This is a genomic window from Mycolicibacterium sp. XJ1819 (assembly GCF_053483675.1).
Genome location: NZ_JBEFST010000013.1, coordinates 143,713 through 160,413, shown reverse-complemented (window position 1 = coordinate 160,413; position 16,701 = coordinate 143,713). Strand labels below are relative to the sequence as shown.

The window sequence follows — 16,701 nt, the reverse complement described above, 5'->3', positions numbered from 1 at the left end:
CGTAGGCTTGGTCCCATGACTGTCGACCCCGTCACCGCCCACGCCCCGGCTCCTGGCGCGGAGTACGCCGACACCGCGAGTGCCGTCTACCGCTCGATGCTGCAGATCATCGAGTCCGTCGAGCCCCGCATCGCCGATGCGACGCGCAAAGAGCTTGCCGACCAAAGAGATTCACTCAAGCTGATCGCCAGCGAAAACTATGCCTCGCCCGCGGTGTTGCTGACGATGGGCAGTTGGCTTTCGGACAAGTACGCCGAAGGCACCATCGGACACCGGTTCTACGCCGGTTGCCAGAACGTGGACACCGTCGAATCGGTGGCCGCCGAGCACGCCCGCGAGCTGTTCGGCTCGCCGTACGCCTATGTCCAGCCGCACAGCGGCATCGACGCGAACCTCGTTGCCTACTGGGCGATCCTGGCCACCCGCATCGAAGGTCCAGCACTGGCCGAGCTCAACGCCAAGAACGTCAACGACCTCTCCGAGGCGGACTGGGAACAACTGCGCGCCAAACTCGGCAACCAACGCCTGCTCGGCATGTCGCTCGACGCGGGCGGGCACCTCACCCACGGCTTCCGGCCCAACATCTCGGGCAAGATGTTCTACCAGCGCAGCTACGGCACTGATCCGCAGACCGGACTGCTCGACTACGACGCGCTGGCCGCCGCCGCGCGCGAGTTCAAACCGCTGATCCTGGTCGGCGGATACTCGGCCTATCCCCGGCGGGTGAACTTCGCCAAACTGCGCGAGATCGCCGACGAGGTCGGCGCGACGCTGATGGTCGACATGGCGCACTTCGCGGGCCTGGTCGCGGGCAAGGTGTTCACCGGCGACGAGGACCCGGTGCCGCACGCGCATGTCACGACGACGACGACGCACAAGTCGTTGCGCGGCCCGCGCGGCGGCATGGTGCTGGCCACCGAGGAGTACTCCGACGCCGTCGACAAGGGCTGCCCGATGGTGTTGGGTGGCCCGCTGTCGCACGTGATGGCCGCCAAGGCGGTCGCACTGGCCGAGGCGCGTCAACCCGCCTTCCAGACGTACGCCCAGCGTGTCGCCGACAACGCCAAGGCGCTGGCCGACGGGTTCTTGCGGCGCGGCGCGCGGCTGGTCACCGGTGGCACCGACAACCACATCGTGCTTCTCGACGTCACCTCGTTCGGGCTGACCGGCCGGCAGGCCGAGTCGGCGCTGCTGGACTCCGGTGTGGTCACCAACCGCAACTCGATCCCGGCCGATCCGAACGGCGCCTGGTACTCCAGCGGTATCCGGTTCGGCACCCCGGCGTTGACCACTCGCGGCTTCGGGCCCGCCGAGTTCGACCGGGTGGCCGAACTCGTCGTCGACGTGTTGACCAACACCTCCCCGCAGGGCACTTCGAAAGCCAAGTACACGCTGTCCGACGGCACCGCCGACCGGGTGCACGCGGGGGCGGCCGAACTGCTCGACGCGAACCCGCTCTATCCGGGGTTGACGCTTTAACGGAGGCGGCGCGCGGGCGGGAATTTTACGATTCCCACAGAATTGAGTTAGTGTAACCGCATGGCACAGAAACCTGTACCTAATGCGCTGACCGTCGAACTCGAGCCGGTGGTCGGTCAGGAGCTTCGTCGTCACATCGACTCCGAGGACCTGTGGTACGCCCACGACTACGTGCCGTTCGACCAGGGCGAGAACTTCGGCTTTCTCGGCGGACGGGACTGGGATCCCTCGCAGGTCACCCTGCCGAAGGACGTCACCGACGCGCTGGAGATCCTGCTGATCACCAAGGACAACCTCGCCGGTTACCACCGCGATTTCGTGTTCAGCTTCATCCTCGAGGAGAAGTGGGGCCGCTGGATCGGGCGCTGGACCGCCGAGGAGCATCTGCACGCGATCGCGCTGCGCAACTACCTCGTGGTCACCCGTGAGATCGACCCGGCCGCCAACGAGGACGTGCGCGTCGCGCACGTGATGAAGGGCTACCGCGCCGACACCTACAGCCAGATCGAGCGGCTGGTGTTCATGGCGTTCTTCGAGCGGGCGCACGCCGTGTTCTGCCGCAACCTCGAAGCGCGGATCAGCGAGCCCGTGCTGAAGAACCTCGTCGGCCGGATCGCCAGGGACGAGGAACGTCATGAGGAGTTCTTCGCCAACCTCGTCGCACACCTGCTGTCCTCGCACCGCGACGAGACGATCGCCGCCATCGCCCGCCGGGCGGGCGAACTGGGCGTGGTGGGCGGCGATATCGACGCCTACGCCGACAAGGTGCAGCACATGGCCGACGTGGGGATCTTCGGACCCGAGCAACTGCGCGACGTCGTCGCCGATCGGATCACCGCCTGGGGAGTGGCCGACGAGGCCGACCTCAAGCAGTTCGCGCTGCGCTGATCCCGCCCGCAATCCCGCCTGATTCTTTGCCACGGCGCGCCTGCCGGGCGCTTCTGCCGCGACGGGAGTAGCGTCGCTTTCGATGGCTAGCGACATGCTCTGCTGTCCGGGCGGTACCGATCATTTCGATCACGAGAGGACCGGCCCCGGTCCGGTGCCGCAGTGTCCGCCGAGTGGTTCGCGCGGGGCCGCGCGGGCTCTAGGAGCGCTACGTGACTGATTCGGCCCACGTTCGTACTTACGTGCTCGACACCTCCGTGTTGCTGTCGGATCCCTGGGCGTGCAACAGGTTCGCCGAACACGAAGTCGTGGTCCCCCTGGTCGTCATCAGCGAACTGGAAGCCAAGCGTCACCATCATGAGCTCGGCTGGTTCGCCCGGCAGGCGTTGCGGATGTTCGACGATCTGCGGCTCGCACACGGACGGCTCGATCAGCCGATTCCCGTTGGCGCCCAAGGCGGTACGTTGCACGTCGAGCTCAACCACAGCGATCCCTCGGTACTGCCCGCGGGTTTCCGGACTCACACCAACGATTCCCGGATCCTGACGTGCGCGGCCAACCTCGCCGCGGAGGGCAAGCGGGTCACGCTGGTGAGCAAGGACATCCCGTTGCGCGTCAAGGCGGGTGCGGTCGGGTTGCCCGCCGACGAGTACCACGCTCAGGACGTCATCACGTCGGGCTGGACGGGCATGGACGAGATCGACGTGTCCGCCGAGGACATCGACGCGTTGTTCGCCGACGGCGAGATCGATCTGGAGTCGGCGCGTGATCTGCCGTGTCACACCGGCGTTCGGCTGCTCGGCGGCACCTCCCACGCGCTGGGCCGGGTCAATCCCGACAAGAAGGTTCAGCTGGTGCGCGGGGACCGCGAGGCGTTCGGCCTGCGTGGCCGCTCCGCAGAGCAGCGGGTCGCGCTGGACCTGCTGCTCGACGAATCGGTCGGCATCGTCTCGCTCGGTGGGAAGGCGGGCACCGGCAAGTCGGCGCTGGCGTTGTGCGCCGGGCTGGAGGCCGTGCTCGAGCGCCGCACCCAGCGCAAGGTCGTGGTGTTCCGTCCGCTGTATGCGGTCGGCGGGCAGGATCTGGGCTACCTGCCGGGTAGCGAGAGCGACAAGATGGGCCCTTGGGCGCAGGCGGTTTTCGACACACTCGAAGGCCTGGCCAGCCCGGCGGTGCTCGAGGAAGTGCTGTGCCGCGGCATGCTGGAGGTGCTTCCGCTCACCCATATCCGCGGCCGTTCGCTGCACGACTCGTTCGTCATCGTCGATGAAGCGCAGTCGCTGGAACGCAACGTCTTGTTGACCGTGCTCTCGCGGTTGGGGGCCGGGTCGCGGGTGGTCCTCACCCATGACGTCGCCCAGCGCGACAACCTGCGGGTCGGCCGCCACGACGGGGTGGCCGCCGTCATCGAAAAGCTCAAGGGCCACCCGCTGTTCGCGCATATCACGTTGTTGCGCAGCGAGCGTTCACCGATCGCGGCGCTGGTCACCGAGATGCTCGAGGAGATCAGCCCCGGCGCTCTCCCCTGAGCGATCTGTGTGCGTTCAGGAGCGCTGAGCGCAACATGACGCACACAAATCGCGGATTGGGCGGTCGGACGCGTAACAAGTCCACCAACGCCACGACGCCCAGCGCCGCGAAGCCGGTTCGCAGCGCCGGTTGGCTGGTCGCGGTGGTCACCAGCGCGGGGTTCTGGCTGTCCGGGAAGATCCTTGCGGGAGCGTGGTCGACGCGCACCGGTCCTCCTTCGGACGACACCGAGACTTGCGAGCGACTCGACGCTAATTGCTGCGAGCGCGGTGCGGAATAGGGTGTTTCCCTATTTCTGGGCTATCCGATGTGGCGGCCGAGTTCGGCGCGGGACTTGATGCCGAGCTTGCGGTAGATCCGGGCGAGGTTGGCCTCCACGGTCTTGGGACTGATGAACAGGGCGGTCGCCACGTCGCGGTTCTTCATGCCGGATGCGGCCAGTTCCGCGACCCGCTGCTCGGACGGGGTGAGTTGACCGCTGTCGTGTGCTTTGACGTTCGCGCGGACGAGTTCGGAGCGCGCGCGGTCGGCCCACAGCGGGATCTGCAGCCGCTCGAAGGTGGCCAGTGCTTCCTGCAGGTGGGCCGATGCCTGTTCCTTCTTGCGCAGCCGACGCTCGATCTGGCCCAGCAGCAGCAGCGTACGGGCCCGCTCGAACGGCATCGACATCTGGTCGTGGGCGGCCATCGCCGTGTGCGCGGCATGCCGGGCGCCGGCGAGGTCACCGCGGGCCGCCAGCAGCATCGCGCGGCCACGCGCGCCGACCGCGCGCATCCAGGCCCGGTCCAGCCGCTCGCCGTTGCGCTCCAGCGCGTCGACCAACGGTTCGGCCTCGCGGAGCCGGCCGACGTGCACCAGGGCCTCCACGGCGTCAGGCAGATGCGCGGCGACGGCCAACTCGGTGGGTGTGGACGCGGAGTCGAACTTCGAGAGCAGCGGGGCCAGCGTGCTCAACGCCTCCTCATAGTTGCCCAGCGACAATTCCAGAAATGCGAGTGTGGCCAAGACCCGCTCAGCCATCTGTAATGTCCCTGTGCGCCTGCTGATTTCGAGCGCCTCCGCGGTTGCCTCGCGCACTTCGGCCTCGCGCCCCGCAAAGGCGGCGAGGCGAGCACGCATGCTGTTGGCGATGAACAGCGGAGTGCTGCCGCCGAGCTGACGGGCGTGCTCGAGGGTGTCTTCGGTGACCAGGCCCGCGTTGACGAAGTCGCCGCGCCACACGGCACTGGTCGCCACATGCTGGGCCAAGAAGACCGACTCGCCCTCTTCGCCTTCCTCCAGGCACCGGCGCCGGATCGTCTCCAGTGCCTCGCTGGCGAGATCAAGGTCGCCGGACCACTCCAGCAGCAGGGCTCTTTGGACGCTGGGCCGAAATACCAAGGGGGTGAACGCCTGCGGGTCCTCCAGCTCGAGTGCCCGCGACAGGCTGTCGTCGTCGCGACCGTGGCCGGACAGGAAGCGCAGCATCGTGCGCATGCCGAGCGCCATCGCCAGCAGGTGGGGCTGTCCGGACCGCTCGGCGTCACAGACCGCCTGCTCGGAGGTCTGCAGGCCGTCCGGCGTCTGGCCGCAGTGGTGCAGGCAGTAGGCCAACGTGATCAGGACAAGCACCCGCAGCGGGCTGTCCTCGGGCGTGTCGGCCAGCGCCCGCTGCATGAGGCGGGTGGCCTCGCGGAAACCCTCTCCGTAGAGCCGCACTATCGCCAAGCGGCTCAACGCTTCTGCGCGCAATTCACCTGCGTCGAGTCGAGTGATCGTGTCCTCGAGTAGCGTGGCCGCGCGTTCGCGGTTGCCCGCGTCGAAGTGGTGCAGCGCCGAGTGCATCCGCCGCTCGGGGGTGTCGCCGCCCAGCCCGATCGCCAGGTCGATCAATTCGGCGGCGGCGGCCGACGCTCCGCGGACACGTGCGGATTCGGCCGCCTGATCGAGGGCCCGAATCGTGGCGTGATCGCCGCTGGTGGCCGCCAACGCAAGGTGTCTGGCCCGAAGCTCGGGCTCGTCGACGAGGTCGGCGAGCCGCCGGTGGATCCCTCGCCGCTTGCTCGGCGCGGCCTCGGTGTAGACGCCCCTGGCCAACAACGGATGGGCGAACTGGATCCGGTTGCCGTCGATGGCGATGATGCCGTCGCTCTCGGCGGTTTCCAGCAGTTCGACCAGGTCGTCGTCGGCGATGCTGGTGGCGCGCGACACCATCTCGACCGTCGGCGCCGCAATGCACGATGCGGCCAGCAGGGCATCGTGGACGTCGGCGTTGAGGCCGCCGATGCGCGACTGCACGACATCGGTCAGGGTGCGGGGGAGTGAGGCATCGGTGCCGGGTGTGCGCTCGTCGATGGCCCGGGCCAATTCGATTGCATAGAACGGGTTTCCGCCGGACACCGCATGAATGCGGTGTACGGTCGGGCGCGAGAACGGCCGTCGCAGCCGTGTCGATATCACCGCGTGCAGATCTTGTATCGTCAACGGACTCAGTCGAATCCGGTTGATCGCCTCGGGTCGTGGCAACTGCAGCCACGAGGCACCCGCGCCCTCGGTCCTTTCGGTGCGCACGCTGGCCAGGATGCCCACGGGGCCGGTCAGCCTGCGAGCGGCGAACGCGAGCACATGCATGCTGGACGGGTCCACCCACTGCAGGTCGTCGATCGCCAGCAGCAACGGGCCCACCTCGGCAAGCCGTTCGAACACCGACAGGAACGCGGCGGCCACGGTGCGCTGATCGGTGACCACATCGTCCTCGGCACGCAGCAGCACCTGGTCTACGGCCAGCAGCTGGGGTGCCGGCAGGTCCGCCCAGGCAGACGCGTCGACCTCGTCGAGCAGATCGGCGAGCGTGGTGTAGGCGAGCACGGATTCGGTGACCGCCGCGCGCGCGGACAGCACACGAAAGCGTCTGCTCGCTGCCCGGTCCACCGCAGCTAACCACAGCGTGGTTTTGCCGATGCCGGGTTCACCCTCGATGAGCAACGCAGACGGTCCGGCGGTGGCCGAGTCGAGGAACGCATCGACCGTGCGGTCTCGCACCGGCTGATTCACCGTGTTGACCCCAGGCATCCCCGCCTCTGACATACCAAAAAGAATGTCAGCTAATAGCTGCGTACGACAAACTTTCCCCGTTTTGTCGCCACCGCCGGTTGGCGGCAACGTCGGAGGTACCCGCTAACCGCCGGTTTCACGCATTGCCCTGCCCAGCTGGGCACGGGACTGGATGCCCAGCTTGCGGTAGACCCGCGCCAACGCGGCCTCCACCGTCTTCGCGCTGACAAAGAGGGCCTCGGCGACATCCTTGTTGGTCAGCCCCGACGCGGCCAGGTCCGCCACCCGCTGCTCGATGGTCGTCAGTTCGGCCGACGGCTGCGCGGTGGCACCCGCGCCGGACAGGTGCTCGCGGGCGCGCTTCGCCCACAGCGGGATGCGCAGCTGGTCGAAGACCGCCAACGTGTTGCGCAGCGACGCCTCCGCGGCGGGCTCGCGCCGTCGCTGCTGTAGCTGCCCCAGTAGTAGCTCGGTGCGTGCCCGCTCGAACGGCATGGGCACCTCGTCGTGGTGTGCCATCGCCTGGGTGGCCGCGTCGATCGCCTCGTCGAGGTGGCCTTGCGCGGCGTGCACCATCGCCCGGCCACGTGCGCCGACGGCCAGCATCCAGGCCCGGTTCAGCCTGCGTCCGTTGCGTTCCAGGGCGTCGACAAAGGGTTCGGCCTCGGCCCACCGGTCCAACGCGACGAGCGCCTCGACCGCGTCGGGCAGGTAGGCGGCCGCCGATATCTCGGTGGACTCCGGCACATGGCGCGACATCAAGGGCGCCAATGCGCTCACCGCGGCGGTGTGATTGCCCAGGGACACCTCCAGGAAGCCCAGCGCGGTGATCGTCGATTCCTCGTGCCACAACGTGCCGCTGCGTTTACAGGCGTCGATCGCGTCCGAGACGGCCAGGCGGGCTTCGTCCTCGGAGCCGTCGTAGACCGCGATCCAGGCCTGCAGGACCAGGCTCAGCATGGCGGGAAACCCGCCGCCGAGGTGGCGGGCCAGTTCGGTCACCCCGTGGGCTTGGCGTCGGGCTTCGGCCAGATCTGCCCGCCAGATCCGGTTCAACGCCACGTAGAAGTCGACGAATACCAGTTCGCCTTCCTCGCCGCCGTCGATGCAGTCGCGCTCGATCGAGCGCATCAGGTCGTAGGACGTGTCCAGGTCGCCGGTGCAGGACAGAATCAGCGCGTGTTCGACGCTGGGCCGCAGCATGACCGGTGTGAACGAGTCGCGGTCCTCGAGTTCGAGGGCCCGTCGCAGGCTCGGCTCGTCGATCCCGCCCCCGGTGAAGAACTGCATCGTGACGCGCACCCCGAGAGCCTGGCTCAGCAGCCCGGGGTCGCCGAGCCGTTCTGCCTCCGCCACGGCCTCTTCGGCGCGACGCCAGGCGGTGGCTGAATCTCCGATCATGTACAGCGCGAACGCCAACGTGGTCAGCATCCGTACCTGGGTCGGGCCCGCGGCCGCGTCCTCGTCGACGGCCTGGCGCAACAGCTCGGACGCCTCGAGATATCCGTCGTCGATGAACTGCACCACCGCCAGCAGGTAGAGGGCTTCGGCGCGAAGAGGTCCCGGCGAAAGGCCCGCGATGACCTGTTCCAGCAGGGTCCGCGCTCGACCGGGGTCACCACCGTCAAAGGTGTGGATGGCCAACCGAATTCGGCGCTCATCGGTGTCACCGCCGAGCCCGATCGCCAGTTCGAGCAGCTCGGCGGCGGCGACCGGAGCGCCCCGCGTGTGGGCGCCGATGGCGGCTTCGTCCAAGGCCTGCACGGTCTGCGGGTCACCCTCGGTGGCAGCCAGCGCCAGATGCCGTGCCCGCAACTCGGTTTCGTCGACGACGTCGGCGAGGCGACGGTGCATCGACCGGCGCTGCGTCTCGGAGGCGTTGGTGTAGACGCCCGCGGCCAGCAGCGGATGGGTGAACCGGACCCGGTTGCCCTCGATGGCGATCACGCCTTGATGCTCGGCGGCCTCGAGGCTTTCGACCACCCGGTCGTGACCGGAACCCAGGGCGTCTTCGACCAGCTCGACCGAGGGGGTGGCGAGGCAGGCCGCGGCCAGCAAGGCTTCCTGTACCTCGGGCCCGAGGCCCTCGATTCGGGCGCGGACCAACTCTGCCAGCGAGTTCGGCAGCAGTCCGTCGCTGCTCGTCTCGGCCGCTCGCGCCAGTTCGATCGCGTAGAAGGGGTTTCCGCCAGAGACCTCGAGGATCCGGGCCATCTTCGTCCGGGAAACCGGCCTGCCGAGGCGTTCGGCGACCACGGTGAGCAGCGCGCGCGAGGACAGCGGCCGCATCGCGATTCGGTGCACGGCGTCCGGGCGGCGCAACTGCAACCACGACACGGTGTCACCGCCCTCGTCGTCGGTGCGCACGGCGCCCAGAACCCCGACCGGCCCGGACAGCCTCCTGGCCGCATAGCCGAGCACGTGGGCGCTGGACGGGTCCAACCACTGCAGGTCGTCGACGGCGAGCAGGACCGGGCCGTCGGCGGCGAATCCCTGGACGATCGACAGGAACGCCGCGGCGACGGCGCGTTGGTCGGTCGGGGGTCCGGAACTGGTGCCTGCCGCCAGCATCTGCTGCATCGCCGCCCGTTGGGGTTTCGGCAATTCACCCACCGCCGCGGGGTCGACACCGCAGAGCATGTCGGCCAGTGCGCCGTAGGCGAGCACGGATTCGGCCTCCGCAGCGCGGGTCGACAGCACCTGAAAGCCGCGGGCCCGGGCCTCGTCGAGGGTCGCCAGCCACAGGGTCGTCTTGCCGATGCCCGCGACGCCCTCGATCAACAACGCCGACGGTCCGCGCACCGCGGTGTCGAGGAACTCGGCTACCGCGGCCTGTTCCCTAGGTCGACTTGCGAGGCCTGCGGACATGGCGGTCAGCGCGCGTTAATGCGTCTCGCAAGCGCTCAGTCGAGGCTTGATGCTCATCTCTTGTCGTCCCTGACCTTTGCCATCGCCAACACATCCAACCGCTTATCCAGCTCCTCGAGCGAGAGCTTGTCACCGATCAGGCCACGGTCGATGACGGTCTGGCGGATGGTCTTCTTCTCCTTGAGCGCCTGCTTGGCCACCGCCGCCGCCTCCTCGTAGCCGATCGCCGAGTTCAGCGGCGTCACGATCGACGGTGAGGACTCGGCCAGTTCGCGGAGCCGCTCCTCGTTGGCCACCAGCCCGTCGACGCACTTCTCGGCGAACAGTTTCGCGGAGTTGGTCAGGATCTTGAACGACTCGAGCAGGTTGCGCGCCATCATCGGGATGTACACGTTGAGCTCGAATGCTCCGGACGCCCCGCCCCAGGCGATCGCGGCGTCGTTGCCGATCACCTGCGCGGCGACCTGGGTGATCGCTTCGGGGATAACGGGATTGACCTTGCCCGGCATGATCGAGCTGCCCGGCTGCAGATCGGGCAACTGAATCTCGGCCAGCCCGGTCAGCGGCCCCGAACCCATCCACCGGATGTCGTTGGCGATCTTGGTCAGCGACACCGCGATCGTTCGCAGCGCGCCGGAGGCCTCCACCAGCCCGTCGCGGGCGGCTTGGGCCTCGAAGTGGTTGGCGGCCACCCGCAGTTCGGCCAGACCGGTCTGCTCGGTCAGCACCGCGACCACCCGCTCGTCGAAATCGTCTGGTGCGTTGAGGCCGGTGCCCACCGCGGTGCCACCGATGGCCAGTTCGCCCAGCCGCGGCAGCGTGGCCTTCACCCGCTCGATGCTCGCCTCGATCTGGCGGGCGAAACCGGAGAACTCCTGGCCCAGCGTCACCGGCACGGCGTCCATCAGGTGGGTGCGTCCGGACTTGACCACGGTGCGCCACTGGTCGGCCTTGGACTGCAACGAGTCGTGCAGCACCTCCAACGCCGGGATCAGATGGCGCACTGCGGCTTCGGTGGCCGCGACATGGGTGGCGGTGGGGAACGTGTCGTTCGACGACTGCGACATGTTGACGTCGTCGTTGGGGTGCACCGTGACGCCGTTGCGCGCGGCGATGCCGGCGATCACCTCGTTGGTGTTCATGTTCGAGCTGGTGCCCGAGCCGGTCTGGAACACGTCGATGGGGAACTGGTCGTCGTGGCGGCCGTCGGCGATCTCACCGGCCGCGGCGATGATGGCGTCGGCCTTGTCCCCGTCGAGCAGGCCAAGGTCCTTGTTCACCTGCGCGCACGCGCCCTTGAGCAGGCCGAGCGCCCGGATCTGGGCGCGTTCGAGCCCGCGGCCGGAGATCGGGAAGTTCTCCACGGCCCGTTGGGTCTGCGCGCGCCACAGCGCGTTGATCGGCACCCGGACTTCGCCCATGGTGTCGTGCTCGATGCGGAACTCGGCGTGGCTGTCGGTGGAGTCGACGCTCATGAATGCCCTTCTTGGTCGGGAGTGGTCACGGCAGGGGGTAGATGGCGTTGGCGTCGCCGGTGAAGTCGATCGCGGAGTATTCGTTGAGCTTGGCCAACCGGTGGTAGGCCTCGATCATCCGGACCGTGCCCGACTTCGAGCGCATCACGATCGACTGCGTGGTGCACCCGCCGCTGTAGAAGTGCACCCCCTTGAGCAGGTCGCCGTCGGTGACACCCGTCGCGGCGAAGAACACGTTGTCACCGGAGACCAGGTCCTCGGTGGTCAGCACCCGGTCGATGTCGTGGCCGCGGTCGATGGCCTTCTGACGCTCCTCGTCGTCCTTGGGCGCCAGCTGACCCTGGATCGCACCGCCCATGCAGCGGATCGCGGCCGCGGCGATGATGCCCTCGGGGGTACCGCCGATGCCGACCAGGATGTCGGTGCTGGTGTTGGGGCGGCACGTCGAGATCGCGCCGGCCACGTCGCCGTCGGTGATCAACCGGCAGCGAGCGCCCGCCTCGCGCACCTCGGCGATCAATTCCTGGTGGCGCGGCCGGTCCAGGATGCACACCGTCAGGTCCGACACCGACACGGCTTTGGCCTTGGCCACCCGGCGGATGTTCTCGCCGATCGGGGCGGTGATGTCGATGGCGTCGACGGCATCGGGCCCGACGGCGATCTTGTTCATGTAGAACACCGCCGACGGGTCGAACATGGTGCCGCGATCGGAGACCGCCAGCACCGAGATCGCGTCTGGACGGCCCTTGCTCATCAGCGTGGTGCCGTCGATGGGGTCCACGGCGAAGTCGCACTCCGGGCCGTCGCCGTTGCCTACCTCTTCGCCGTTGTAGAGCATCGGGGCGTTGTCCTTCTCGCCCTCACCGATGACCACCACACCGCGCATCGACACCGTGTTGACCAGCGAACGCATGGCGTCGACGGCGGCGCCGTCGCCACCCTCCTTGTCGCCGCGGCCGACCCAACGGCCCGCGGCCATGGCGCCTGCTTCTGTGACTCGTACCAGCTCAAGGGCCAGATTTCGATCTGGGGCTTCACCACGGACACGGCTCATGGCCCAGATTCTCCCATTAGCGGGTCCACTATCGGGAGCTGGGATACTGGCGGCTATGAGTACGCAGCCGCCGCCGGCGCCCAAGCCTGCGAAGCCCCGGCTTCTGCAGGACGGCCGCGACATGTTCTGGTCGATGGCCCCGTTGGTGCTGGCCTGCGTCGTGCTGGCCGGGGTGCTGGGCACGTGCTCGTTTCAGGCCGGCGGCCCCGGTCCGGGCCCGGTGCCGTCCTACGACGCTCCGGCCGCGCTACAGGCCGACGCCGACGCGCTCAAGATCCCGATCCGGCTGCCGCAGCTGCCCGACGGGTGGCAGTCGAACTCCGGCAGTCGCAAGGGCATCGAGGCCGGTCGCACCGACCCGGCGTCGCAGCAGCGGGTCCGCGCGGTCAGCTCCACCGTCGGCTATCTGGCGCCGACGGGCATGTACGTCAGCCTGACCCAGAGCAACGCCGACGAGGACAAGCTGGTCGGCTCCATCGACCCCACCGCTTATCCGACCGGTGTCGCCGATGTCGACGGCGTGAACTGGGTGGTGTACCAGGGCGGCGACTCGGGCGAGAAGCCCGCGGAGCCGGTGTGGACGACCCGGCTGGGAAGTCCGGCCGGCGCCGCGCAGGTCGCGATCACCGGCGCCGCCGACACCGAGGAGTTTCGTACCCTGGCGGCGGCGACCCAGAGCGCGCCGCCGCTACCGGCCCGCTAGCAGCTCACCCGACCACGAGGAGATGCCATGACCGCGCCAGACCCCAATGTCGCCGGCCAGACGGCTCCGGAAGCCGACCTGAGTGGGTGGGTCGCCGCGCCGTTCTCGGCGGCCGGCTACACCTACGACGTGTACCGCAAGGGCGAGGGCCCCGGCGTGGTGCTGATCCCGGAGATGCCGGGCCTGCATCCCGGGGTGCTGGCGCTGGGCAACCATCTGGTGGACAACGGGTTCACCGTCGCCGCCCCGTCGCTGTTCGGGGTGCCGGGGGCGGCCGCGATGCGCCCGGGTGCGGTGTCGACCATGTTGCGTGGGTGCGTGGCACGGGAGTTCGCCGCGTTCGCCACCAACTCCGACCGCCCGGTGGCGCACTACCTGCGCGCGTTGGCCCGCGATCTCAACGAGCGGACTCCCGGGAAGGGCGTCGGCGTGATCGGTCAGTGCTTCACGGGCGGTTTCGCGTTGGCCGCCGCGGTCGACGACAGCGTGCTGGCGCCCGTGCTCAGCCAGCCCTCGCTGCCGCTGCCGCTGACCCCGAAACAGCGCCGCGACCCCGGGTTGTCGGAGGCCGAACTCAAGATCGTCGAGCGCCGCGCCGCCGACGACGGCCTGTGCGCGTTGGGCCTGCGGTTCAGCGAGGACCCGTTGGTGCCCGCGCAACGGTTCAAGACGCTCAAGGACCGCCTCGGCGACGCGTTCGAGGTCATCGAGATCGACTCGAAGAAGGGCAATGAGCACGGATTCGCCAAGATGGCGCATTCCGTGTTGACGCTGGAGGTGCGCGAGCGCGAGACCCACCCCGCCTACGAGGCGCGCAAACGGGTGGTGGAGTTCCTCACTGAGCGTCTGACGTAGCCGGCTGCTCCGTCGGCGGCGGCGGTTTTTCGCGTGCGCGTTTGAGCCGACGACCCAGCCACCAGAACGGGTTTCGCCGCTTGGGTCTGTCGTCCTCGTCGTCGAACCTTTCCATCGGCACGCCCCGGTACACCTCCAGGTAGACGCTGATCGTCGTGACGATGAGGATCATCAGCACCGGGCCGATCACGATGCCCCAGGCGCCGAACATCGCGATCCCGGCGAATACGGCCAGCAGCATCAGCGCCGCGTCCAGACGGGCTTGGCGCGGTACCAGGATCGGCCGCAGGAAGTTGTCGATGTTGGTCACCACGATCAGGTGGAACAGGATGACGAACACACCGCCGTAGATGTTGCCGAACAGGATCATCCCGATACCGAACGGGATCGTCACGATGCCGCCGCCAAGGGGGATGACCGACAGCGCCGAGAGCAACACCGCGAAAAGGAAGAAACCCTGGTGGAATCCGGCGATGAAGATCGACGCCGCGCCGGCCACGCCCTGACACAGCGCGATGACGAACTGTCCCAAGACGGTGCCCCGCACCATCGCGCCCATCTTGGCCATGTAGAGGTCGGTGATGTCCTCGCCGAGCGGGTTGATCCGGCGGATGAGCAGAAGCACCCGGTCGCGGTTGGTCAACAGCGAGATGAACACGTACACGAACAGGATCGCGGCGGTGATCGCGCCGACGGCACCGCCCGCCGCGCCCTGTAGCAGCCCCAGCAGCCATTTGCCGACCTCCTGGGCGACCGTGGCCAACGAATCGCGCAGCGAGTCGGGGGTGACCGTCACGTCGACGAACGGGATCCGGTGCAGCACATCGTTGACCAGGCGCAGCGTCTGATCGCCCAGCGCCGACAGGTCGGTGCGGCCCACCCACTCGGTGACCCGTTCGACCATCGTGGTGATCTGCACGACCGCCAGCAGCACGAAGAGTCCGAGGGGCACAATCACGGCCGCGAACGCCGCCAGGATCGTCAGCGTCGCCGAAAGTCCGGTGTTCATCCGCTTGTTGAACCACCGGTAGAGCGGGGTGAACAGGTAGGCCACCACCGCGGCGACCACGATGAGCACGAAGTAGTTGCGCAAAAAGTAGGCGCCGAAACCGATGGCGATGACTGTCGCGACGGCCAGCGCGCGCTTCTGGGTGTCGGTGAATTCGTTCACCGCGCGTTGGCTTTCTGCTTGGCGCGTTGGCCGGCGATGAACCGCATCGACATACGGTTCATCAGCGTCGGGGCCAGCCTGGCGAACAGCCACTGGGCGTGCGCCACACGGGGTTTCACCAGCAGCGGCCGGTTCTTCTCGACGGCGCGCAGGATGTCGCGCGCCAACCGGTCGGCGTCATAGGGCTTTCCGCCCTGGGCCTGCAGGAAGTAGTCGCGGCCGACGAAGCCGCCGATCGCGCCCTTGTCCAGGATCGGGGTCTCCACCGCGGCCGGACACACCGCGAGCACCCCGATGCCGCGTGGCACGGCCTCCGACCGCAGCGCCAGCGACATTCCGACCACCGCGTGTTTGGTCATCACGTAACTGGTCACCTGCCCGGCCGCGGTCAGCCCGGCCATCGAGGCGGTGTTGACGATGTGGCCGTGTCCTTGCCGCAGCATCTGCGGATAGGCGGCGGCCACGCCGTGCACCACCCCGCGGATGTTGACGTCGATGATCGCGTTCCACTGCTCGAGCGTCAGCAGTTCGGTGTCGCCACCCCAGACGATTCCGGCGTTGTTGAACATCAGGTCCAGTCGGCCGGCACGGTTCACCACCTCGTCGACGGCGGCCTGCACGGCCGGCGCGTCGGTGACGTCGAGGGTGGCGGCGCGCGCACTGGCGCCCAGTCCGGCGGCGGTTGCGGCCGCGGCACTCCCGTCGACGTCGGTGCACACGACGTGTGCGCCCGCATCCACCAGCGCGCGGCACAGGGCTGCGCCGATACCCGAGCCGGCGCCGGTGACGATCGCCTGTTTACCTGCGAAACTCATTGCGCGGCAAGCTTCATGACATGTCCGATTATGTCGGGATATTTCTTCAGGTGCGCCCCGCCGTTGAGGTCGAGCACTTCGCCGGTCAGCCAGGAGGATCGCGGCGAACACAGATAGCGCACCGCTTCGGCGATGTCCTCCGGGGTACCGGCACGACCGAGCGCGGTGTTCTCGACGTAGTCCTCGACCACGCCGGGCACCGCGGCGGCGGGCGCGGTCAGCGGGGTGTGCACGAAACCGGGAGCGATCGCGTTGACCCTGATACCGCGCTCACCCAGTTCCAGGGCCGCGACCTGGGTAAGCATCGACAGCCCGGCCTTGGCCGCACAGTAGGCGCTCATTCCCGCGGCGGGTTGGCGCGCGTTGAGCGAGCTGATCGACACCAGGGCGCCGCCGTCGCGCAACTGCCTGCCAGCGATTTTGGTGACGATGAACGCGCCGGTGAGGCAGACGTCGACGACGGCGCGAAAATCCGCGACGGGCATGTCGGTGATCGGGCCGACGTTGGAAAAGCCCGCGCAGTTGACCACGACGTCGACCGGGCCCGCGTCGTCGAAAAGCCGTTGTACCGTGGCCTCGTCGGTGACGTCGACGTGCGCGGCGCAGTGCGGGTCACCCAACTCGGCGGCCCGCGCGCGTGCCCCGTCGGCATTGAGGTCGGCGATGGTGACCTGGCAGCCGTCGGCGGCCAACGCCGTGGCACTGGCCCAGCCGATCCCGGAGGCTGCGCCGATGACGATCGCTATCCGCGCGCTGCTCATTGAATCGACCCTTCGACGGCTGGTTGCAATGCGTCCCAACTTAGCGCTTTGGCAGACTGGACCCGTGGC

The 16,701-nt window shown here is 68.2% G+C and carries 12 protein-coding genes; 5 read left to right on the top strand and 7 right to left on the bottom strand.

Annotated features, from left to right (window positions below; translation table 11 throughout):
- Positions 1–15 precede the first annotated feature (15 nt).
- The 3 genes from ABQE89_RS16235 to ABQE89_RS16225 all read left to right on the top strand — a co-directional run bounded on the left by ABQE89_RS16235 (position 16) and on the right by ABQE89_RS16225 (position 3,896).
- The gene (locus ABQE89_RS16235; RefSeq protein WP_448418331.1) at positions 16–1,479 is read left to right on the top strand and encodes a glycine hydroxymethyltransferase; all 1,464 of its coding nucleotides are present in this window, start codon (positions 16–18) and stop codon (positions 1,477–1,479) included.
- Between the two features lie 60 nt (positions 1,480–1,539).
- Positions 1,540–2,367 carry an acyl-ACP desaturase gene (locus tag ABQE89_RS16230; protein WP_448418329.1) on the top strand — a complete coding sequence of 276 codons (828 nt, stop codon included), beginning with the start codon at positions 1,540–1,542 and terminating at the stop codon, positions 2,365–2,367.
- 212 nt (positions 2,368–2,579) lie between these two features.
- Complete coding sequence (locus ABQE89_RS16225; protein WP_448418327.1) at positions 2,580–3,896, top strand: RNA 5'-3' helicase PhoH2; 1,317 nt, start codon at positions 2,580–2,582, stop codon at positions 3,894–3,896.
- Positions 3,897–4,197: 301 nt separating this feature from the next.
- Here ABQE89_RS16225 and ABQE89_RS16220 read toward each other — a convergent pair whose 3' ends face one another.
- The 4 genes from ABQE89_RS16220 to glpX all read right to left on the bottom strand — a co-directional run bounded on the left by ABQE89_RS16220 (position 4,198) and on the right by glpX (position 12,327).
- On the bottom strand, positions 4,198–6,963 hold the full coding sequence (locus ABQE89_RS16220; RefSeq protein ID WP_448418325.1) for an ATP-binding protein: 2,766 nt from the start codon (positions 6,961–6,963) through the stop codon (positions 4,198–4,200).
- A 90-nt stretch (positions 6,964–7,053) separates the two neighbouring features.
- A complete protein-coding gene (locus tag ABQE89_RS16215; protein ID WP_448418323.1) occupies positions 7,054–9,798 on the bottom strand; it encodes an ATP-binding protein in 2,745 nt (914 codons plus the stop codon).
- A 53-nt stretch (positions 9,799–9,851) separates the two neighbouring features.
- On the bottom strand, positions 9,852–11,273 hold the full coding sequence (locus ABQE89_RS16210; RefSeq protein ID WP_448418321.1) for a class II fumarate hydratase: 1,422 nt from the start codon (positions 11,271–11,273) through the stop codon (positions 9,852–9,854).
- Positions 11,274–11,298: 25 nt separating this feature from the next.
- Entirely contained in the window at positions 11,299–12,327 is a 1,029-nt protein-coding gene (gene glpX, locus ABQE89_RS16205; RefSeq protein ID WP_448418319.1) for a class II fructose-bisphosphatase, read from the bottom strand.
- Positions 12,328–12,382: 55 nt separating this feature from the next.
- On the opposite strand from glpX, the gene ABQE89_RS16200 reads away from it, so the two are divergent.
- Positions 12,383–13,030, top strand: coding sequence for a DUF4245 domain-containing protein (locus ABQE89_RS16200; protein ID WP_448418317.1), 648 nt, complete (start codon positions 12,383–12,385; stop codon positions 13,028–13,030).
- A gap of 27 nt (positions 13,031–13,057) precedes the next feature.
- On the top strand, positions 13,058–13,885 hold the full coding sequence (locus ABQE89_RS16195) for a dienelactone hydrolase family protein (protein ID WP_448418315.1): 828 nt from the start codon (positions 13,058–13,060) through the stop codon (positions 13,883–13,885).
- Here ABQE89_RS16195 and ABQE89_RS16190 read toward each other — a convergent pair.
- The 3 genes from ABQE89_RS16190 to ABQE89_RS16180 are packed head-to-tail and all read right to left on the bottom strand — an operon-like array spanning position 13,866 to position 16,632.
- Complete coding sequence (locus tag ABQE89_RS16190; protein ID WP_448418313.1) at positions 13,866–15,056, bottom strand: AI-2E family transporter; 1,191 nt, start codon at positions 15,054–15,056, stop codon at positions 13,866–13,868. The two genes, ABQE89_RS16195 and ABQE89_RS16190, sit on opposite strands and share 20 nt — an antisense overlap.
- Positions 15,053–15,871 carry an SDR family oxidoreductase gene (locus ABQE89_RS16185; RefSeq protein WP_448418311.1) on the bottom strand — a complete coding sequence of 273 codons (819 nt, stop codon included), beginning with the start codon at positions 15,869–15,871 and terminating at the stop codon, positions 15,053–15,055. The genes ABQE89_RS16190 and ABQE89_RS16185 overlap by 4 nt, the downstream gene beginning before the upstream one ends.
- On the bottom strand, positions 15,868–16,632 hold the full coding sequence (locus tag ABQE89_RS16180; protein WP_448418309.1) for an SDR family NAD(P)-dependent oxidoreductase: 765 nt from the start codon (positions 16,630–16,632) through the stop codon (positions 15,868–15,870). The genes ABQE89_RS16185 and ABQE89_RS16180 overlap by 4 nt, the downstream gene beginning before the upstream one ends.
- Positions 16,633–16,701 lie beyond the last annotated feature (69 nt).